Source organism: Pseudoalteromonas sp. Z1A6 (assembly GCF_011378745.1).
GTDB lineage: Bacteria > Pseudomonadota > Gammaproteobacteria > Enterobacterales > Alteromonadaceae > Pseudoalteromonas > Pseudoalteromonas arctica.
Genome location: NZ_WTKW01000028.1, coordinates 1 through 21,226, shown reverse-complemented (window position 1 = coordinate 21,226; position 21,226 = coordinate 1). Strand labels below are relative to the sequence as shown.

Genomic DNA, 21,226 nt, shown 5'->3' with positions numbered 1-21,226 from the left:
AACGTTCTATAGGAATAATTGTTTGTATCACACTGAAAAAACATAGCTTTTATAATTTTAAATAGATTGCCATCAAATTGGTCATGTTAATTGGTAATTGAGTTGTGGTTATTTGCATAGTTAATTGGTAAGTTTATGTTTTATTAACTTACTATTAACTATAAAACTAACAATGCCTAAATATAATCTTAAACTGCGTAATGTAATTACAACCGCACTTCTATCTTGTTTAGTTGTTGGTTGTGGCAGCTCTGGCTCTGATTCTACGGTGCAAAATAATGAAGCGGTTACTTTACAAACTCCTGCAATAATTGGTGGTAATAGCCGAGGCGAAGTTATTAGTGATAGTAATGATGCAATAACAGGCTCATTAACCATTACTGATCAACAATCCGGTGAGGCTGCTTTTATAGCACAAGAAAATAGCGCTACAAGCTATGGTTTTTTTAGCTTAAATGCTGGTGGAGATTGGTCATACACACTTGATGATTTAAATGCTTCAATAACATCTTTAAGTGAAGATGAAACACTGCAAGACACAATAACTGTAAACTCTTTAGATGATACTAGCGTGCAAGTTGTCATAACAATTGTTGGTGCACCAATAGCTCAAGCTGATGGCTTTGAGAAAATATCACACGTTTTATTGCAATCAGATGGCGTTAATTCGGGGCTTGACGCATACACGCTTATTGAAAATGCCTTCGGCGAAGGGTCAATTGAATCCCCAGATTTATACGCTGGCAATCATGAAAGTGTTGTCCATATTATTGAAGATACCGATACGATAATTGGTAACCATTTTGTCTTTTTAGCTCACCGAGATGATGACCAAGATAAAGACAAAGGCGTAAGTGATAGACAACGTAACGAAATAAAAACCTACGATAAATCACCACAAGAAACACTGGCGTTTGAGGGTGAAACATTTCAATACAGTTGGAAATTTAAAGTAAGCAGCGAGCTTGAGCTTACGAGTAAGTTTAGCCATTTTTTTCAAATGAAAGCCCGAAATGATAGCAACGACAACACCAATGGTAATGACGATCAGCCTATTATCACGCTTTCTGGGGCGCAAAAAAACAGTACAGGTAATCAGCTGCAAGTGCGATATAGTGCAGGCTTTGATGAAAACGGTAACAGCACGGGTCTGGATAGAAACTTAATTGAAACCGACTGGTCAGTTATTACTGATGAATGGGTCGAGGTATTCGTACAAGCTACATTTAGTGAAAGTGGTAAGCTTGATATGACATTAACGCGCTTAAGCGACAACGCAGAGATATTTAATATAAGCGAGCAAAACATAGATATGTGGCGCGGCTTTAATGATGATGATTTTGCTCGTCCTAAGTGGGGAATATACCGCTCAATTGTTGAAACCGACAGCCTTCAAGTTGATGAAGAACGTGTTAGGTTTGCTGATTTTTCTATCACAAGAGGTAAGTTAGCGCAGTAAGCTATTTTATCAATTAGCATGAAAAAGCCGTTAATAATTATGCATTATTAACGGCTTTTTTTATTCTTTGATAAAAGTGGTTATTTTACTTCTTTGCCCGCTGCCTGTTGATCAGCATGGTAGCTTGAGCGTACAAACGGACCTGAAGCCGCGTGAGTAAAGCCAATTTCGTCTGCATACGCTTTTAAGCCGTCAAACTCTACTGGTGGCACGTAGCGTTTAACCGGTAAGTGATGCTTAGATGGTTGTAGATATTGGCCTACAGTTAGCATGTCAACGTTGTGTGCACGTAAATCGCGAAGCACTTCTTCAATTTCGCTAATTTCTTCACCTAAACCTACCATTAAGCCTGATTTAGTTTTAACTTCTGGGTGAGCTTCTTTAAAGCGACGAAGTAATTCTAATGACCATTTGTAGTCAGCACCTGGGCGAGCTAGTTTGTATAAACGTGGCGCAGTTTCAAGATTGTGGTTAAACACATCTGGTGGCGTCTCGATTAATATCTCTAGTGCGCGGTCCATACGACCACGAAAATCAGGTACTAAAATTTCGATAGTGATAGTTGGATTATGTTTACGAATCTCGCGAATACAATCGGCAAAATGCTGTGCACCACCATCACGTAAATCATCACGGTCAACTGAAGTGATTACAACGTAGCTTAGCTTCATATCTTTAATAGTAAGTGCTAGCTTTTCAGGTTCAGTGGCATCAGGTTTTAATGGGCGACCATGGGCAACATCACAAAATGGGCAACGACGAGTACAAATAGCACCTAAAATCATAAAGGTAGCTGTACCGTGGTTAAAACATTCAGATAGGTTAGGGCACGAAGCCTCTTCACATACCGAGTGTAAGCCATGCTTACGTAGCGCTTTTTTAATGCCGTCAATGCGATCGGTTGATTTAGGTAAGCGAATTTTTAACCATTCTGGCTTACGCAACATTTCAGTTTTTTCTGTAGGTAAAACTTTTACTGGGATCAACGCCATTTTTTCTGCGTCGCGTAGTTTTACACCTGGTTCCATTTTGACTGGTTTATTCATTCGTTTTCAAACCCTTCAGTATGCTTAACCTGTGTTGCATTAAGCTTATTGATCATGTGTTTTACCAATCCTTCACCCGCACTTTCTAGGTTTTGAGGACCATCTAATTCTTTAGTTTGCACCATATTCATGCCCGCATAACCACATGGGTTAATGCGTAAAAATGGACTTAGATCCATATTAACATTTAATGCCAAGCCATGAAACGAGCAACCACGACGAACTCTTAACCCAAGAGATGCAATTTTGCTGTCGTTAACGTAAACACCTGGTGCATCAGCTTTAGCATAAGCTTGAATACCGTACTCGGCGAGTGATTCAATAATGCACTCTTCAAGCCACGTAACTAGTTCACGTACACCAATTTTTAAACGACGTAGATTAAATAATACATACATCATTTGTTGGCCTGGTCCGTGATAAGTTACTTGCCCGCCACGGTCAACTTTAATCACCTCAATATCGCCAGGAGCAAGTAAGTGTTCGTCCTTACCAGCCTGACCTTGGGTGAATACACTCTCGTGCTCTACAAGCCAAATTTCATCTGGCGTATTTTCATCACGGGTGTCGGTAAAGTCCTGCATTTTTTGCCAAATTGGCATATAACGCTGGCGACCCAGTTGGCGTACGATCAAAGTATTTTCGTTCACAACAAATCTCAACTATGGATTAAAGCATGTGGCGTACGTCATCAATATTGCTGATCACGTTGTAAATTTCTTCAATGTGTTTGCCACTAGTAACTGTTGCTACAAGGCTTACTGACTCGTAATTACCTTTGCTGCTTGGTTTTACTTTAGGGGCGTAATCGCCAGGTGCTATTGGTTGTAACTTAGCTAAAATTTGATCAGTTAAGTTTACATTAGCTAAACCCATTATTCTGAATGTAAATGGGCAAGGGTACTCTAGGTACTCATCAAATTTAGTATCTTTAACAGGTTGAACCACGACGGTGACTCCTCATACAAAAGTGTGGACTCTATGCAAGCTTGAAGCTTAATACAGATAGGCAATTAGCAGTCTTGCTTATATGGGGCGCATTCTAACATTTTTCAAGCAAAAAAAAACGCCTCACAGTGGAGACGTTTAAATTAGTTACCCACGTTAGTAGGGCAACTGTAAATTACTGCATTATCTGTAAACGTAAGTAATCATAAATTTTGCTAAAGAAGCTGCCTTCTTCCACTTCTTCAAGTGTTACTAGCGGGTATTGAGCAATATCTTCGCCCTCTAGTTGTAAGAATAACGTACCTACTTTAGTACCTTTAGCAAGTGGTGCTTCAAGCGTGTTATCTAGCTCAAAGTTAGCTTTAAGGTTTTTATGCTGACCACGTGGAATAGTAATTGGTGTATCTTCTAAAATACCTAAAGATACATTTTCTTTGTTACCCATCCAAATACGTTGTTCTGCAAAGCTGTCGCCTGCTTTGTACGGAGTAATTGTTTCATAAAAACGAAAACCATAGTTAAGTAGCTTTTTACTTTCTACTTTACGAGCACGTTCGCTGGTAGTACCCATAACAACAGCAATTAAACGCATATCGTTTTTAGTTGCTGAGGTAACTAGGCTGTAGCCTGCTTCTGATGTATGGCCAGTTTTAATACCGTCAACATCTAAGCTTTCGTCCCACAATAATGAGTTACGGTTATATTGCTTAATGCCGTTATAAGTAAATGACTTTTGCTTATAAAGTGCGTATTCGTCTGGCACATCACGAATAAGTGCAGCACCAAGTGTCGCCATATCGCGCGGAGTTGTGAAGTGCTCGTCAGTATCAAGGCCGTGGCTGTTGATAAAGTGGCTGTTGCTCATACCTAATTTAGCAGCATGTGCATTCATTAAATCAGCAAATGCGCTTTCGCTTCCAGCAATATGCTCAGCCATTGCAACACATGCATCATTACCTGATTGAATAATAATACCGTGGTTAAGCTGATCAACACTAATTTGCTTACCTACTTCAATAAACATTTTAGAAGATTCTGGAAAGTTTTTAGCCCATGCTTTTTCGCTTACCGTTACCATATCGGTATTGGCAATGTTACCGGCTTTAATTTCAGTACCAATTACATAACTGGTCATCATTTTAGTTAAACTTGCTGGTGCTAGCTGTGTGTCAGCTTCACCTTCAGCAATTACTTTACCAGTTGTAAAGTCGACTAAAAAATAACCTTTTGCATTAACTTGAGGTGGTGCCGGAATAATTTGGGCGCTGGCTGAGAATACGGCGGCTGTACAAACGAGGCCGCATACACCTTTGAGGATTTTATGTTTAATAGATTTCATCATACTCATTAATGGTTAAAGTTAAAAATTCGCGTTACGCCATTTTATACCCAAACTACCCCGAGATGCGAGCATCCTGGGGTAGTTTGGGTATTAGTCTTACTGAGTGTATAGCAAGAACGCGTTTTGAAATTGATCTTGTTTTAATTTTTGTAATACTTCTTTTGCATGCTGGGCATCTTTAATAGGGCCGAGGTGCAATCTATAAATAGCGTCCTTTTGAACGATATTTGTTGGTAATTTATACTGACTTCTTAACGTGCTTGCTAGCGCTTCAATGTTTGTTAGTGTACTACCTGCAGCTACTTGAATATAGGTTTGATTTACAGCAGAGCCAGCAAGCGTAACGGCCTCTAGCTTAACCTTTGCTGTACCATGAGTGTAATAGCCAAGCTTATAAGCGGCTGCGTACGAAAGGTCAATCACTCTATCGTCATGAAACGGGCCCCGGTCGTTTACGCGCACTATTACCGATTTACCATTTGCGGTATTGGTTACTTTAACAAAGCTAGGTAATGGCAGTGTTTTATGCGCTGCGGTCATGGCAAACATATCGTAGGTTTCACCATTTGAGGTGTGATAACCATGAAACTTACGGCCATACCACGAGGCAATACCTTCCTCAGAATAACCGGTTTCATCAAGCATCGGGGAATAGCTTTTACCAAGCACTGTGTATGGGCGGCTAGCGCTAGCACTTTTAGTGGTTTCGGTTACTATAGCGTCTTGCATCTCAAGTGTAGTTGGGGCTCTAAGTGGTGCTGCATCATGACGCATACTATAACGGCTACTTGATCCGCTACTACAAGCACTTAAAAGTAAAATTAATAATGTAGTAAATATAAGCTGATTAGTGTGTCGCATTATTTTAAAAGCATCCTTTTATCTGTTGCGATTGACATAATAATGCCAAATCCTGCCATGAGCGTCACCATCGATGTACCACCATAACTAATCAGTGGTAAAGGTACGCCTACAACAGGTAATAAACCCGATACCATGCCTATGTTAACAAATACATATACAAAAAAGGTGAGGGTGAGTGCGCCTGCGAGCAATTTACCAAATGCATCTTGTGCATTAACAGCAATGTATAAACCACGGCCAATAATAAATAAATAGAGACTAAGTAAAATACATACGCCAAATAAACCAAATTCTTCGCTTAAAACCGAAAATATAAAGTCGGTGTGGCGCTCTGGCAAAAATTCTAATTGCGATTGCGTACCAAGCAGCCAGCCTTTACCTTCTATACCGCCTGATCCAATAGCAATTTTAGATTGAATAATATGATAACCCGAACCGAGCGGATCGCTCTCAGGGTCTAAAAAGGTAAGTACACGTTGTTTTTGGTAATCGTGCATACCGTAGTGCCAAAATGGCCATGCGGCAAGTGCTACAATTGAGCTTAAAAAGCCGATTAAACGCCAACTTAAGCCCGACAAAAACAATACAAATATACCTGAACTAGCAATAAGTATGGCGGTACCTAAATCGGGCTGTTCTTTAATTAATAATGTAGGGAGCATAACAATCATAAAACCAATAATTAAGTGCAATGGACGAGGAGGTAGGTGATTACGCCCTATATACCAAGCAACCATCATCGGTACTGCTAATTTCATTAGTTCAGCAGGTTGAAACCGTGTAACGCCTAAATCAAGCCAGCGCTGTGCGCCTTTTGAACTTACACCAAACAAAAGTACACCCACTAGCATTAATAAACCAACGCAATAAAGTGGGATCACTAAACGCTTTAATGTGGCAGGCGAAAATTGGGCCAAAACAACCATAGCAACAACCGCACCGCCCATACGAGTCATGTGCCTAATCATCATTGAAGAGTCTTGGCCGCTTGCGCTGTAAACAACCATTATGCTACCAGCCATCATTATGAGTAATGCAATAAGCAGTGGTAGGTCTAGATGCATACGCATCCAAATAGAGCGTTTATCGTGCAAAGCGGTCATGGTGTATCGTTCCTTGCAAGATTAACTGGATTGGCTGCAAAGTAGTAATCCATAAGTTGGCGAGCAATTTGAATACCACCGTGGTTGTTTTCTAATACAACAGAAACCACAATTTTAGGATCGTTGTAAGGTGCAAACCCTACGTAAATTGTGTTGTCACGCTGGCGCTCTTTAAGCGATTCTGCATCGTAGCGTTCACCTTGGGCAATACTAACTACCTGTGCAGTACCCGTTTTACCAGCCGAGTCGTAGTTAGTGCCTTTAAATGCTTTGTGCGCTGTGCCTGATATTTTTTGAACTGTATTATGCATTGCATCTAACGATACTTGCCAATGGCGTGGATCTTTTAAAATAACAGGGGGTTTTTCTTCGTTGTTAATTTGCGTTATGTCGCTATCTTTTTTTATTACTTGCACCAAATGAGGTGGATGATTAATACCACGATTAACTAATATGTTAGTCGCATTTGCAATTTGAATTGGTGTAGCAGTCCAGTAACCTTGACCAATACCTACCGAAATAGTATCACCACGCCACCAAGACTCTTTAAAGCGTCCTTCTTTCCATTCTTTTGAAGGTAGAATAGCAGTAGTTTCTTCATGAATATCAATACCTGACAAATCGCCGTAGCCAAAACGGGCCATAAAATCACTGATTTTAGTGATGCCTAATCGATAAGCCGCATCGTAAAAATAGGTATCGCACGACTCTTCAATCGCCTTGTATACATCCACATGACCATGGCCCCAACGTTTCCAATCTCGCCATTTGTGTTCAACATTTGGAATTTGAAAAAAACCAGGATCCCACATTGATGTTGATTCATTTACTATATTTTCTTCAAGCGCTAATACAGCCATTAAGGGCTTTACCGTAGAGGCAGGCGCATAACGACCTTGCGTAGTACGGTTTATTAACGGACGGTCTTGGTTAAGTAACGCTTTATAATTTTTGCTGCTAATGCCGTGTACAAATAAATTTGGGTCGTAACTTGGGTTTGAATAAAGTGCCAGCACGCCACCATCTTTTGCATCCATAACTACAACAGCGCCACGCATATCTTTAAGCCCATGCTGTGCAATTTGTTGCAAGCCAATGTCTAAGGTAAGTACTAAATCGCTACCAGGTTGTGGCTGGGTCATGCTTAGAGTGCGAATTACACGGCCACGGTTATTAACTTCTACCCGTTGTGAGCCCACTTTACCGTGCAATGTCTCTTCATAGTATTTTTCTAATCCGAGCTTGCCAATATCATATGTAGCACGGTAATTGGTTGCACGATCTTCTTGTTCTAATTGGTTTAGCTCTTTTCTATTAAGCTTGGCAACATATCCAAGCGCATGCGTTAGCGTGTCGCCAAATGGGTAGTAGCGAGCCAGACGTGCCTCAATACTAAAACCAGGAAATTTATGCTGATTAACCGAAAATTTCGCCACTTCTGTTTCGTCTAAGCGGGCTTTTAATACTTGTGATTTAAAACGACGGGTGTGTTTTATATCTTTTAAAAAGTCTTGTTTATCTTGCTCTGTAATCGCAATTATTTTACTTATTTGATCAAGCGATTCGTCAAGGTCATCTACCTCTTCGGGGATGACTTCAAGGTTGTAAACAGGTTTGTTTTCAGCAAGTAGTACACCGTTACGGTCGTAAATTAAACCACGATTGGGTGCAATAGGAATAACTTTAATGCGGTTGTCGTTAGAGCGGGTTTGGTAGTCTTGGTGATCTTCTACCTGAATAGTGTAAAGATTAGAAAGCAATACAGCGACTAATCCCAATACAAAAACAAAACCCACGAATGCTCGCCTAGCAAATAAGTTTGCCTCTGCGGAGTGGTCACGAATAGTGGGTCTATGTTTTAGCATGGCAAGGCGTTACTCGCGATGATAAGGATGATTGTTATTTAAGCTCCAGCCTCGGTAAAGGCTCTCTGCAACAATAATACGCACCAATGGGTGCGGCAATGTTAAATTAGATAACGACCATTTTTGCTCAGACGCTGCAATGCACTCTGGAGCAAGTCCTTCAGGTCCGCCAATAAGTAAACTTACATCGCGGCCGTCGAGTTGCCATTTTTCCATATTTTTAGCAAGTTGGTGAGTATCCAGCGCTTTCCCTGTTACCTCTAACGTTACAATACGATTGCCTTTTGGAATAGCCGCTAATGTTTTTTCACCTTCAATGTGTAAAATACGCTTTATATCTGCATTTTTACCACGTTTTCCGGCTTGAATTTCAATTAACTCAAGGGCCATATCTTTAGGGAAACGGCGCTGATATTCTGCAAATCCCGTTTCTACCCATGCTGGCATTTTGGTACCAACAGCAATCATTTGTATTTTCACGTATTACTTCCAAGCATTGTCTAAAATGAGTGAGCGTTTAGCCCCACAGTTTTTCTAGATCGTAATAGATACGTGCTTCGCTTTGCATCACGTGTACAACCACATCACCTAAATCAACCAGTGCCCATTCGCCGTCGCCTTCACCTTCATAACCTAGTGGTTCTGAATCTGCATGACGCGCTTCTTTTGCTAAGTGATCAGCAATTGACTGTACGTGACGTTTAGAAGTACCAGAACAAATTACCATGTAATCTGTGATATCTGATGTCTTAGTTACGTCAATATGAACGATGTCACGCGCTTTCATATCGTCAATTTTATCCATTGCAAAGGCGAGTAGTTGTTTTGAATCCAAGGTTTTGTCTCAATTTAAAAATTTAATGGCGCGCATTTTAACACGCTAGGAGTTTTTAAGCATCAATTTGATAGAGCTGATGCGCTTCTATGTAATGACTCACTGCATCGGGCAATAGTTCATTCTTTTTATTACTTATTTTTAGCTGCTTGCGAATAGTACTTGAGGCCGCATCGAGCATTTCGCCCGGTAAAAAATAAAGTTTACCTGCAAGTGAGTGTTTAAGTGCCGCTACTTCGCCGGCATTTGCGCGTTGCATATAGCTTTTGAGCTCACCTGTTACAGTGCAATGTTGAGCAGGGCGCTGGTACACCACAATATGGCAAAGCTGCGTTATTGCCTTCCACTCAAACCACTTATCTAGGTTGTTAAATGAGTCCATACCAATTAAAAATAAAATAGGTGTAGTGGGGTGCTCTTTACGAAGTTCTTGCAAACTAAGTAACGAGTACGATGGACCCGTTCGGTTAAGTTCTCTTAAATCGAGTTCAAAATGAGGATAAGGTGCAATAGCTGCGTTGAGCATATTAACTCGATGCTGCGTACTAATACCCGGCGCAGCTTTATGTGCAGGGAGTGCACACGGCATAAAATAAAGCGTATCTAAATTAAACGCATTAACGCATTGCTGCGCCATATTTATATGGCCTAAATGGACTGGGTCAAAGGTACCACCAAAAATTGCGATCATTTAACACCCATTAGCTATTTATTAATTAGCCGTGTGGCACGGCATAGGAATGTTAAGCGGCTGGCAAAATTTAATGCAAATATGTGCAAGCGCTTGGTAAGGTGCTATTAACTTACCTTGCTTATAACTGGCATCAAACAACGCTACATCACTATTTATTTGCTCTAGTGTGTGCATGTTTAACCGGTTAATAGCATTTTGAACTGGGCCTTGTTGGTTTTTCCAAATAGCCTTTTGTTTAAATAAATTAGCGATAGGTTCGCCATTTAGTAAACCAAGTTGCACACTTATTAGTGTATTAAGCTCTTTGGTAATTGCCCACAAAATGCTCACCACTTCGGTGTTATCGCTCGCAAGTTTGTTTAATACTTTTATAGCTTGTTTAGCGTGACCATTTAATAGTGCATCACTTAAATCAAAAATATCAAACTTGGCTTGATTTAAAAGCCCTTGCATTACTAATTGCTGAGTAATTAAAGTATTGCCGTGCAGTAGTGAGAGTTTTTCAAGCTCCTGAAAACACGCTAATAAGTTACCTTCAGTGGCATTAATTAAGCTTACTTTGGCGTCGTTTTGTACATTGAGCGATAAACGTTGGCATTGATCGTCAAGCCATCGTTTTACATGCGTGCCTGTAAGCGGGTAACAAGGAACAAATACGCCTAGTTTATCAAGGGCTTTAAACCATGCACCACGTTGTACTTCTTGGCTGGCTTTAGCGCCTTTAACAATTAAAATAGTATCGGGATTAACCAGTTCAACCACTTTTTTAAAGGTGTTGCTGCCAATAACGCCTGGTTTTTGTTGGTTTAAATCAAGCTCAATAATAGTGCGCGCACTAAACAGCGACATGCTTTGGTACTGAGCTATAATTTCTTGCCAATCGAACCCTTGCATTAAAGTAAACTTAATTACCTCATCAAACCCTTGCTGCTTAGCAACGTCACGAATTTGCTGTACGCATTGCGCTTCTTGAAAAGGCTCTTCCCCAAACACTAAATAAAAGGGCTTTAGCCCTTTATTTAGTTCACTCGGTAGTTGATTAGCGTAGCAGCGCATTATAGTTGCGACAGCTCTCTAACAATACGACGACCAGCTTGCTCACGAATCTCGCTAATGAGTAGCTCAAGCTCTTTTGCTTTTGCTAATGCATGATCCGGATCGTCTTGGTAATTACGGTAAAGCTCAAAACGTTTTTCTATCGCTTTTTCACCTGGTCGTTTAACTACATACGATACGCCATAAGCGAGCTCGTATTCAGCAACCTGACCATTTTGAAACAACGAAAGTGTTTGGCGTTCGATAGTTTCTTTACGTAAATACAATTGAGCTTTATCTTTAGCTGACGATACTAGCTTTACGTTACTCGCTTTAAGCTCTTTTTTAAGCTCAGTGAATAAAGTCGATTTTTCGTCATCGCCTACAAGTGTTAGCTGTTTTAAGTTATCAGGCAGGCTAGAGGCTTTTTTTAAATGAAAGCCACAGCTTGATAACAAAAAACAGACTAGCACTAAGGCTAGTCCATTTTTAATGGCGTTAAATGCAGCCATATTAGTTAGCTACCACGTTAAGTAGCTTGCCTGGTACGTAAATGATTTTACGAATGGTTGAGCCATCAGTAAATTTAGTTACGTTAGATTCTGCAAACGCAAGGGCTTCTACTTGCTCTTGAGTTGCACCAGCTGCCACTGTTAACTTAGCGCGAAGCTTGCCGTTTACTTGTACGATGATTAGTTTTTCATCTTCAACAAGTGCAGACTCGTCAACTTTTGGCCATGCAGCATCTAAAATCTCGCCTTTTTTACCAAGCTCTTTCCAAAGCTCATGCGATAAATGCGGAGTAATAGGTGCAAGCATAATAACTAATGCTTCAAGTGCTTCGTTAGCAATCGCTACATCTTGTTTGTCGCTCAGTGGGGCTTTTAATAACTTATTAGAAAGCTCCATAATGGCTGCAATAGCGGTGTTAAAGGTTTGACGACGTTCAACATCATCAGTCACTTTAGCAATTGCTTTGTGTAAGTCGCGACGTAGTACTTTTTGCGGGTTAGTTAGCGCTGATTTATCAAGTGCTTGGTAACCTACTGTTTTAACGTCTACCGCGTATTTCCATACACGTTTTAAGAAACGATGTGCGCCTTCAACGCCTGAGTCTGACCATTCAAGCGTTTGCTCTGGTGGTGCTGTAAACATCATGAATAAACGCACTGTATCTGCACCATACTGGGCAATTACATGTTGTGGGTCTATACCATTGTTTTTAGACTTAGACATTTTGCTCATGCCTGATGAGAATACCGGCTCACCGTCGTCCTTGTGCCATGCTTTAGTAACGCGGCCTTTTTCGTCGGTTTCGGTGTTTACATCAGTTGGCGAAATCCAAATATCGCCGCCTTTTTCATCTTTACGATAAAATGTTTCAGCAAGTACCATACCTTGACAAAGTAAGCGGTCAAACGGCTCGTCTGAGTTTACTAAACCAAAGTCACGTAATAATTTATGGAAAAAGCGCGAGTACAATAAATGTAAAATTGCATGCTCAATACCACCAATGTATTGGTTTACTGGTAACCAGTAGTTAGCAGCCGCTGGATCTAGCATGCCTTCGTCGTAGCGTGGGCTACAGTAGCGTGCGTAGTACCAAGACGATTCCATAAAGGTGTCAAACGTATCAGTTTCGTGAAACGCAGGTGCGCCATTTACTGTTGTTTTAGCCCACTCTGGGTCTGCTTTAAGTGGCGACGTTACACCGTTCATTACCACATCTTCTGGTAAGCGAACTGGTAGCATATCTTCTGTTGCAGCAAGTTCTTTACCATCTTCATCGCTAAGCATTGGAATTGGAGAACCCCAATAGCGCTGACGGCTAACACCCCAGTCACGCAGGCGGAAGTTTACTTTACGCTCACCCACACCGAGTGCTTCTAATTTATCGGCAATCGCTTTAAAACCAGCTTCAAAATCAAGGCCGTTAAATTCACCCGAATTTACAAGTACGCCTTTATCGGTAAATGCTGATTCTTTTAGGTTTACTTCAAGATCTGAACCTTCAGCAGGCGCAATGACTTGTTTTATATCTAGGCCGTACGCTGTTGCAAACTCAAAGTCGCGTTGATCGTGTGCAGGTACTGCCATTACAGCGCCTGAGCCATAATGCATTAATACAAAGTTAGCAACCCAAATTGGTACTTGCTCGCCCGTTAATGGGTGAGTGGCGTAAAAGCCTGTTGCTATGCCTTTTTTCTCCATTGTTGCCATGTCTGCTTCGGCAACTTTGGTGTTTTTGCATTCTTCAACAAACATTGCAATAGCGTCGCTATTTTTAGCGGCTTCTTGTGCAATAGGGTGACCACCAGCAACAGCAACATACGTAACACCCATAAAGGTATCAGGACGTGTTGTGTATACGCTAAAAGTTTCGTCGTTATCGGTGCGTTTAAATTCAATATCACACCCTTCAGAGCGGCCAATCCAGTTGCGCTGCATTGTTTTAACTTGCTCTGGCCAATCTTCTAACTTGTCTAAATCGTCAAGTAGCTCTTGTGCGTAGTCGGTAATTTTAATAAACCACTGTGGAATTTCTTTTTGCTCAACCACAGCGCCTGAACGCCAACCGCGACCGTCAATAACTTGCTCGTTAGCGAGTACAGTTTGATCCACTGGATCCCAGTTAACTGTCGACATTTTTTTATACACTAGGCCTTTTTCGTAAAGCTTAGTGAAAAACCACTGCTCCCACTTGTAGTATTCTGGATGACATGTCGCAATTTCGCGATCCCAGTCATAACCAAAACCTAATTGCTTAAGTTGAGTACGCATGTAATCAATATTTTCGTATGTCCACTTAGCTGGTGCTGTTTTGTTTTTAATAGCAGCGTTTTCTGCAGGTAAACCAAACGCATCCCAACCCATAGGTTGCATTACGTTTTTGCCTTGCAGGCGCTGGAAACGAGAAACAACATCACCAATGGTGTAGTTACGCACATGACCCATATGCAGTCGACCACTCGGATAAGGGAACATAGAAAGGCAGTAATACTTTTCTTTGCTCTCATCTTCAGTGACTTTAAATACCTGGTTTTCTTCCCAGTAGCTTTGTACTTTTGACTCTATATCTTGCGGGTTATATTGCTCTTGCATCTATGGTTCCAGACTTCTTGCAAACTAATAAAAAATTGCCGTTAGGATACCCCAAATAAAACACTATTCACAGCGTCAAAAACATGCTTTTATTAAATTGTAACTTTCAGTGCAGGTTAACCTGCCTTTTTATAGTGTGGTTAGCTAAAGGCATAAGTTACAGACTGATTTAACAGCAATTTTGAAGGAGTAAAAAATGACTGATTACAAAACATGGCTTAGCAATTTTACCCATTGGATAAAAGATGTGAAAGAGCATGGTTTAAAAGATGTGGTTTCTGGGTTTGTTGAATCTGAGCAGGCGCTTAAAGATTTAAGTCAAGAAAGATATGAGCTCTACAAAAGTTATTTAAAGAATGATATTGAACATATAGTAGAGAACGAATCACACTATAATTCGCTTGCATGGCAAGAGCTTAAAGAGTCTCTTTGGTTTGAACTTTCGCACATAGAAGATAAAACTCAACTTGAGTGGCAATCTCTTAGCCAAGATTTTAAGCACAATGGTGTGTATCACGCAGGCGAATGGATAGCCATGGGCACATTAGTATGTAAGAATTGCACCCATAGTTACGATGTTTATCACGCTACACAAATTACACCGTGTATTGAATGTGATGGAATCTATTTTAGTCGTAAGGCACTGCACCCTTAAATATAAGTATTAAGTGGCTGCGGGCCACTTAATACGCCCAAAGGCCAGCGAATATGCTGGTAAAAAAAGAAGTTAGAATGACGAAAAAATTGCTGCCACTATCTGTTTCAAAGCTCGCACCGAGTATTTCTACTAATCACGTAAACACGTGTATGAACAATCCATACCCAGAGCAACTTACGTTTATAGGCCAACAACGCGCCCAAAGTGCTTTAGATTTTTCATTAGGGATGGAACTGCCGGGTTACAACGTTTATGTAATGGGCGAGGCCGCTCACGGGCGCTTTACGCTTGTTAAAGATAAACTTAAACAACACGCAAAAGACCGCTCAACGCCAAACGAATGGTTATACGTAAACAATTACGATGACCACAGAGAACCTATTGCGCTGTTTATGCAACCAGGTCAAAGCAAGCAACTTAGTGACGATATAGATTCATTTTTAGATGAAGTACTGGACACCTTTCCTGCGGCATTTGATAACCCAGCGTATCAGCGTAAGAAAAAATCAATCGATCGTGAATTTAACGATGCCTACGACAGTGCTATTACCGCAGTAGAAATTGCGGCGTTTGAGCAAAGCGTTGCATTAGTAGAAGAAAAAAATTCAGTAGGGTTTGCACCACTTGTAGATGGTAAACAATTGAGCGACAGCGAATTTGGCGAACTTGAAGAAACGTTACGTGAAGAGTTTTTTGAAAAAATTGAAAAGCTAGAAGATGCATTAATAGAAGCGTTAATAGAGCTGCCACGTTGGAAACGCGAATCAAAAGAAAAACAACGCAACCTTAAAAAATCGACTGCAGAGCAAGCCACTAAACCACTTTTAAAAGACTTAGAACATAAATATGCCACGCATATTGGTGTACTGCGCTATTTAAAAGATATTCGTGTTGAAATTATAGACGCGGTACTTGAATGGCTAGATGACGAAGATGAAAGTGAAGAAAGCAAAGAAGACTTTGATCGCAAAGGCATGCTTACCGACTTTTTTGCACCTAACATTTTAGTTGAGTTTAAAGAGGACGACGCAGCACCGGTTGTGTACGAGCCTAATCCAACGTTTGGCAATATATTTGGCAAAATTGAGTACTCAACATCGCAAGGCTCTTTAATTACCTGTTATCGCTCAATTCAGGCTGGTGCATTGCATCGTGCTAATGGCGGTTATTTAATTATGGACGCTGAAAAAATCATGGCAAACCCACAGGTGTGGGATGGTTTAAAACTCGCGTTAAAAACACATCAAATTAAAAACGACTTACCGTATCAAGACAGCACAGTAGGGACTAGCTTTACACTTCGCCCGCAGCTTATACCGCTTGATGTTAAAATTATTTTATTAGGTTCGCGCGAGTTGTACTACACCATAGGTGAATACGATGAAGAATTTGCAGAGCTATTTAGAGTATTAGCCGACTTTGATTACTACTTGCCAAGTAGCGATAAATTGCAATACCAGTTTATTACTAAAGTAACCGAGTATTGCGAGCAAACATTAAAATGCACTGCAACGCAGGCTGCTATGGTGCGTTTACTTAAATTTAGTTACCGCCAAGCTGAGCATCAAAATAAATTATCTGCGCGTTTTGCTGATGTACTTGAACTTATTGCAGAAGCCAGTTACTACACAAAACAAGACAAATTAGCCGTTATTGACGCGCACCATATTGACGAAGCCATTGAAGGCAAGCAATACCGTACCGGCCAAATTAGCGAAAATATGCTCAGTGATATAAAAGAAGGTCACACACTTATTGCAACCGACGGCCAAGCCATTGGTAAAGTAAATGGCTTAACCGTATTACACATTGGCGATACCTCATTTGGTACCCCTGCGCGTATTACGGCAACGGTTTATGCTGGCGCTGATGGCGTAATAGATGTTGAACGCGAAGCTGAGCTTGGTAAAGCAATTCACTCAAAAGGCGTTATGTTGCTTACCGGTTATTTAGGTAATAAATATGCGCAGCACTTTAGCTTAACGCTTAGCGCTAATATTGCTATTGAGCAAAGCTATGGCTACATAGATGGCGATAGCGCATCTTTAGCAGAGTTGTGTGCGCTTATTTCGTCTATTACAAGCCTACCTATTAGCCAATCAATTGCGCTTACAGGCTCTATTAACCAACACGGCGATGTACAAGCCATTGGTGGCGTAAACGAAAAAATAGAAGGCTTTTTTAAACTGTGTAAAATGCGTGGTTTAACAGGTTCGCAAGGCGTTATCATTCCTAAATCAAACCAAGTTAACTTAGTGCTTGATGACGAAATACTTAATGCGGTTGAAGCGGGTAAATTTAATATTTACGCAGTCGAAACCGTAGACCAAGCGCTTAACTTGTTAATGGATATAGAAGCTGGCGATATTATTGATGAGCAGTATCCAGAAAACTCAGTAAACGGTATTGCACTTGCTCGCCTCAAAGAGATTGCCGACATAGTAAACGGCGATGATGACGAAAAAGACGAAGAGCTAGATAACGAAAAAGGTTAATGATGATTAATATAATTTTGGCGGTAGTTATCGCCATTTTTTGTTTTTTAATATTTCAAAATAGTAAAAAAGCAAAACAACAAGCAGGCATAAATGCACAAATAGGTGCAGACTATTTAGCCGCTAACGCAAAGGTAGAAGGCGTAGTAGAAACGACTTCTGGCTTGCAGTATAAAGTAATCCATAAAAGCGAAAACGAAAACACACCAACCCCAAAAAGTATGGTTAACGTGCATTACCACGGCACACTAATCGACGACACTGTGTTTGACAGTTCAGTAGAGCGTAAAACACCGATTAGCTTTGGTTTACACCAAGTTATTAAAGGTTGGACTGAGGGCTTACAACTGATGAGCCCAGGCGATAAATACACCTTTTATGTACCGCACCAATTAGCGTACGGCGAAAAACGGGTAGGGAGTATTCCTCCTGCCTCAGTACTTATTTTTGAAGTAGAGTTACTGGCAATTGAGTCGTAATTTAATTCAAAGTAATTAATTACTAAAGCCCTACTTTAATAAAGTGGGGCTTTTTGCTTTTAGCTAACATTAAAATTTACTCAAGGATTTTAATACGAGGTCGATACCCATAATAGTTACAAAGCTATTTTAGGGATAAAATAATGAAGATTTTAGCGGCTCCCATTGCATACCAAGTACACAGCTCAAATACTCAACCTTTAGCGCAATCAGATAAACTACCTGTTGAAAGAGCGAGTGAAGAAAAGAGCGAGGAAGAAAATGAGGAAGAGCCAAAATATGTGTTATCAAAGTTTCTAGATACCAAAGCGCAAGAATATAGTGAAGATAACGCAACGTTTGGCAATCAATATAAAAACCTAGAAAAAGTATACAAGCACTTCACTGGGCGAGTTATTGCGCTGCAAGAGCAAATTAATAAACTTAAACAAAGCCCCGTACAACGTAGTTTAACTATAAACACTTCTGCAAGTGAGCTAAATAAAAGTGATGCGAGTTTAACTTTAGATGCTGACCACCTAGGTGCAAAAAAATACAAAAACACGCAACAGCAAGAGCAAATAGATATGTTAGAGCTGCAATTAGGGGAGTTAAAGTCAGAGCAAGCAGCAATAAAACAACAAATGGTTGAGCTGGTTATTAGTGAAATGAAGAGGCGGGGCGACGACTATACTATTTAGCGCCACCAACATGCTGGTGGGTTAGCTTTTAAACTCAATTTTACCCACTTCAAGTTTAAACCTACCTTCTTGCTTACCTGCAATCATAAAGCCTAGCTGTTTAATATCATCAAAATCAATAATCGGTTGTTGCTCAAGCACGCGGCCGCGATACGTTAAAGTAAAATCACTCGGAGCAAAGTTTATATCTACCCATTCATTTTTTACTGTTTTAAATGAGTGGGTGTACGCTGCGCCATCAAGGTAATTGGTAGTTCTGAGCCTAAGCTGATAGGTTTGTCCATCGCCTTTAACGCGCAGTGCTATAGCTTTAGTATTTTGGCTTTGTGTATTTAGCTCTGTACGTATTGATGCAAAACCGCCGTTATTATCAAGCGAAACATTGCCTGTAAAAAGCAAACTTTTTTGAGTTTGAGTGAATTGGCTATTAGATACACCGCCCATTACTGAGTCGTTAACAACGTACCAGCGCTGATTTGCATTCGCTTGTGCACTTACAACTAATAAATTAAATACAAAAAGTGATGATAGTTGCTTTGTTGTCATACGTGTTTCCTAATTGGCATTAAGTAAGTGGAGTACTTATAACCAATACGCTTTAATAACGTATTTGTTCACTAATTTAAAACTAATTATTTTTACGAGCCCACTTATCCATAATTTTATTAAATAATATTTCATCATCAGTTTGCTCACCAGGGCAGGTCTGCGCGCTACCTTGAGGCATGCCATTACTACCAAATACGGTTGAAGTATCAATTAAATAGCATTTACCGTTAAATTTTTCTAATCGTCGTGTGCCTATTTTATTTTGGCTAATAACTTCTGATTTTTGTGATTTAACCGGTGATTTAATTGTGGGGGTGGCAGCTATTGCATCATCAGTACTATCTGAATTATCTGCTTCGCCAAACGTGACCATTTTTTTATGCGTTAAGTTATTTATAGGTGCGCCATAAATAGGCGCATACGGGTTAAGTTTTTTAAACGTTTGCGTGTTGGTATTAATGGTGTGGGCAGGGGGTTGAGGTTTATTTGTAATAGTGGACTTTGTTACTGTTGTTGTTTTTGGTTTTTCGTCACGTTGTTTGGGTGCTTTAGGAACTTGTGTTTGAGTTGTAGGTGTTTTATTAGTGCTTACAGGTTCTGAAGCTAGTTCAGGTGCTTTTTTTACCTCTAACTTTGTAGGCTCAACGATCGGTGCGTTAGTGGTGGTGTTAACGATGCTTAACTTAGGCAGTGTTGACAAGTTAACCATTACATAAGCGTTTATTACGATATCTTTTTTTGTTTGAGGCTCTTCAACCTTTATTTTTTGCGAAAGTAATAAGTACAGCAATACAGCATGTATACATAACGATATAGCCCACGGCCATGCATTCCCTTTATTCACACTTATTCCTCAACGTAATAGCTATGTTATGAGTTAATAAAATGCATTCAGTTCACATATAGTTAGGGGTTGTTATCAGTTTATTTACTTTACCTTGAGCAAAAAATAAAAAACGCGTAAGTTAACCGGGTTACCTATTTTAATAACAAGAATATAAATGAAAGCCAAAGAGATAGAACAATTAGAATTATCAAATTCTGAAACCCGAGAAGTTATTACACCCTACGCCTTTAAAATTGACAGTGCTTTACTGGGCTTGCCTTTAGCTACGCCAATTCGGCGTGCACTAGCTATTATTATTGATGTAGCACTGATATTTTTAGCAGCCAAACTCAGCGCGGCTTTAATAGCATTTGTTGCTGCAATGGCCTTTTATAAAGGTACGGCACAGCAATACCTTCCAAAAATGTCGAATGTGTGGCGAAGAATTTTAAAAATAACGGCAGCAAGTATTTTATTTGTAAGCTCACTTACTGTGCTTTCAATTGGCATAGATTACCTAGAAGACGATAAGGCTGATCAAGGTTTAGCTGTTCAGGGCGTAAAAATACAAGATGAAATACAGCTTACCGCCACAGAAAAACAACGGGTAAATACTTATTTAGCGCAAACAGCCGATGACAGCTGTGAGGAACCTTGCCAACAAAACGCGCTTGATAATTTAATCGGGCAAGTACCTAAATTAGCAGAAATGGATGACCTACAAAACCCACAACTTGCTACCGTATTTTTACAGCTATTAGTGCTCAGTGAAAATAACGAAATACAGCCTGCACAGTTAATAGAAGAAAAGCCAGCACAAACAACTACAAACAGTATTTTGCAGTGGAGCAAAGGCATTATTCAAGATTTAGGTTTGGGTTTTGGCTGGGCTGCTGTTTACTTTACGTTGTTCTCATTACTTTGGCGCGGGCAAACACCGGGTAAAAAAGTATGTAACATCCGCGTAGTTGCACTGAGCGGTGAGCCATTAGGTTTATTAGATTGTTTTGGTCGCTACGGCGGCTACGGTGCAGGGTTTGCCACTGGGCTGTTAGGGTTTTTGCAGATATACTGGGATCCAAACAGACAAGCTATTCAAGATAAAATATCAGCGACGGTGGTTATTAAAGGTAACTTGAATCAACCTGTGAATGTTGAAACCGTTGTAGATGCAGTGAAAGAGTAATAAAAACTAACAAGATTATAAAAAAGAATAGCTATAAATAAAAAAAGGTCTAAAATTAGG

At 40.2% G+C, this 21,226-nt stretch carries 21 protein-coding genes; 6 read left to right on the top strand and 15 right to left on the bottom strand.

Annotation, left to right across the window (positions count from 1 at the left end; all coding sequences use genetic code 11):
- The first annotated feature begins 172 nt into the window (after positions 1 to 172).
- Entirely contained in the window at positions 173 to 1,459 is a 1,287-nt protein-coding gene (locus tag GQR46_RS03395; RefSeq protein ID WP_165739930.1) for a VCBS domain-containing protein, read from the top strand.
- Between the two features lie 80 nt (positions 1,460 to 1,539).
- On the opposite strand, the gene lipA is transcribed toward GQR46_RS03395, so the two are convergent.
- From lipA to leuS, 13 genes are all read right to left on the bottom strand, one after another.
- Positions 1,540 to 2,505: a lipoyl synthase gene (gene lipA, locus GQR46_RS03390; protein ID WP_002958515.1), complete on the bottom strand. Its 966-nt coding sequence runs from the start codon at positions 2,503 to 2,505 to the stop codon at positions 1,540 to 1,542.
- Positions 2,502 to 3,155 carry a lipoyl(octanoyl) transferase LipB gene (lipB, locus tag GQR46_RS03385; RefSeq protein WP_165728925.1) on the bottom strand — a complete coding sequence of 218 codons (654 nt, stop codon included), beginning with the start codon at positions 3,153 to 3,155 and terminating at the stop codon, positions 2,502 to 2,504. Before lipB ends, lipA begins: the two co-directional genes overlap by 4 nt.
- Positions 3,156 to 3,174: 19 nt before the next feature.
- A complete protein-coding gene (ybeD, locus tag GQR46_RS03380; RefSeq protein WP_002958517.1) occupies positions 3,175 to 3,453 on the bottom strand; it encodes a DUF493 family protein YbeD in 279 nt (92 codons plus the stop codon).
- A gap of 175 nt (positions 3,454 to 3,628) precedes the next feature.
- On the bottom strand, positions 3,629 to 4,792 hold the full coding sequence (locus GQR46_RS03375) for a serine hydrolase (protein ID WP_165728924.1): 1,164 nt from the start codon (positions 4,790 to 4,792) through the stop codon (positions 3,629 to 3,631).
- A gap of 99 nt (positions 4,793 to 4,891) precedes the next feature.
- The gene (locus tag GQR46_RS03370) at positions 4,892 to 5,656 is read right to left on the bottom strand and encodes a septal ring lytic transglycosylase RlpA family protein (protein ID WP_165739928.1); all 765 of its coding nucleotides are present in this window, start codon (positions 5,654 to 5,656) and stop codon (positions 4,892 to 4,894) included.
- Positions 5,656 to 6,762 carry a rod shape-determining protein RodA gene (gene rodA / locus GQR46_RS03365; RefSeq protein WP_165739926.1) on the bottom strand — a complete coding sequence of 369 codons (1,107 nt, stop codon included), beginning with the start codon at positions 6,760 to 6,762 and terminating at the stop codon, positions 5,656 to 5,658. Before rodA ends, GQR46_RS03370 begins: the two co-directional genes overlap by 1 nt.
- Complete coding sequence (mrdA, locus tag GQR46_RS03360) at positions 6,759 to 8,627, bottom strand: penicillin-binding protein 2 (protein ID WP_033012431.1); 1,869 nt, start codon at positions 8,625 to 8,627, stop codon at positions 6,759 to 6,761. Before mrdA ends, rodA begins: the two co-directional genes overlap by 4 nt.
- Positions 8,628 to 8,636: 9 nt before the next feature.
- A complete protein-coding gene (gene rlmH, locus GQR46_RS03355) occupies positions 8,637 to 9,107 on the bottom strand; it encodes a 23S rRNA (pseudouridine(1915)-N(3))-methyltransferase RlmH (protein WP_007585562.1) in 471 nt (156 codons plus the stop codon).
- 37 nt (positions 9,108 to 9,144) lie between these two features.
- Complete coding sequence (gene rsfS, locus GQR46_RS03350; RefSeq protein ID WP_165728920.1) at positions 9,145 to 9,462, bottom strand: ribosome silencing factor; 318 nt, start codon at positions 9,460 to 9,462, stop codon at positions 9,145 to 9,147.
- A 55-nt stretch (positions 9,463 to 9,517) separates the two neighbouring features.
- The gene (gene nadD / locus GQR46_RS03345) at positions 9,518 to 10,153 is read right to left on the bottom strand and encodes a nicotinate-nucleotide adenylyltransferase (RefSeq protein WP_165739924.1); all 636 of its coding nucleotides are present in this window, start codon (positions 10,151 to 10,153) and stop codon (positions 9,518 to 9,520) included.
- Positions 10,154 to 10,174: 21 nt separating this feature from the next.
- Positions 10,175 to 11,212 (bottom strand): DNA polymerase III subunit delta, encoded by a 1,038-nt coding sequence (gene holA, locus GQR46_RS03340; RefSeq protein WP_165739922.1) that lies wholly within the window; start codon positions 11,210 to 11,212, stop codon positions 10,175 to 10,177.
- A complete protein-coding gene (lptE, locus tag GQR46_RS03335; protein ID WP_165739920.1) occupies positions 11,212 to 11,703 on the bottom strand; it encodes an LPS assembly lipoprotein LptE in 492 nt (163 codons plus the stop codon). The genes holA and lptE overlap by 1 nt, the downstream gene beginning before the upstream one ends.
- A gap of 1 nt (position 11,704) precedes the next feature.
- Positions 11,705 to 14,293, bottom strand: coding sequence for a leucine--tRNA ligase (leuS, locus tag GQR46_RS03330; RefSeq protein ID WP_165739918.1), 2,589 nt, complete (start codon positions 14,291 to 14,293; stop codon positions 11,705 to 11,707).
- Between the two features lie 196 nt (positions 14,294 to 14,489).
- On the opposite strand from leuS, the gene GQR46_RS03325 reads away from it, so the two are divergent.
- The 4 genes from GQR46_RS03325 to GQR46_RS03310 all read left to right on the top strand — a co-directional run bounded on the left by GQR46_RS03325 (position 14,490) and on the right by GQR46_RS03310 (position 18,605).
- Positions 14,490 to 14,948 (top strand): zinc ribbon-containing protein, encoded by a 459-nt coding sequence (locus tag GQR46_RS03325; RefSeq protein ID WP_165739916.1) that lies wholly within the window; start codon positions 14,490 to 14,492, stop codon positions 14,946 to 14,948.
- A gap of 77 nt (positions 14,949 to 15,025) precedes the next feature.
- On the top strand, positions 15,026 to 17,446 hold the full coding sequence (locus GQR46_RS03320; RefSeq protein ID WP_240922882.1) for an AAA family ATPase: 2,421 nt from the start codon (positions 15,026 to 15,028) through the stop codon (positions 17,444 to 17,446).
- A gap of 2 nt (positions 17,447 to 17,448) precedes the next feature.
- Positions 17,449 to 17,925 carry an FKBP-type peptidyl-prolyl cis-trans isomerase gene (locus GQR46_RS03315; protein WP_165739932.1) on the top strand — a complete coding sequence of 159 codons (477 nt, stop codon included), beginning with the start codon at positions 17,449 to 17,451 and terminating at the stop codon, positions 17,923 to 17,925.
- A gap of 143 nt (positions 17,926 to 18,068) precedes the next feature.
- Positions 18,069 to 18,605 carry a hypothetical protein gene (locus tag GQR46_RS03310; RefSeq protein ID WP_165739912.1) on the top strand — a complete coding sequence of 179 codons (537 nt, stop codon included), beginning with the start codon at positions 18,069 to 18,071 and terminating at the stop codon, positions 18,603 to 18,605.
- 21 nt (positions 18,606 to 18,626) lie between these two features.
- Here GQR46_RS03310 and GQR46_RS03305 read toward each other — a convergent pair whose 3' ends face one another.
- Complete coding sequence (locus tag GQR46_RS03305; RefSeq protein WP_165739910.1) at positions 18,627 to 19,151, bottom strand: CIA30 family protein; 525 nt, start codon at positions 19,149 to 19,151, stop codon at positions 18,627 to 18,629.
- 82 nt (positions 19,152 to 19,233) lie between these two features.
- Positions 19,234 to 19,998 (bottom strand): hypothetical protein, encoded by a 765-nt coding sequence (locus GQR46_RS03300; RefSeq protein WP_165739908.1) that lies wholly within the window; start codon positions 19,996 to 19,998, stop codon positions 19,234 to 19,236.
- Between the two features lie 157 nt (positions 19,999 to 20,155).
- Here GQR46_RS03300 and GQR46_RS03295 point away from each other — a divergent pair, with 157 nt between their 5' ends.
- Positions 20,156 to 21,166, top strand: a complete 1,011-nt coding sequence (locus tag GQR46_RS03295) for an RDD family protein (protein WP_165739906.1) — start codon at positions 20,156 to 20,158, stop codon at positions 21,164 to 21,166.
- Positions 21,167 to 21,226 lie beyond the last annotated feature (60 nt).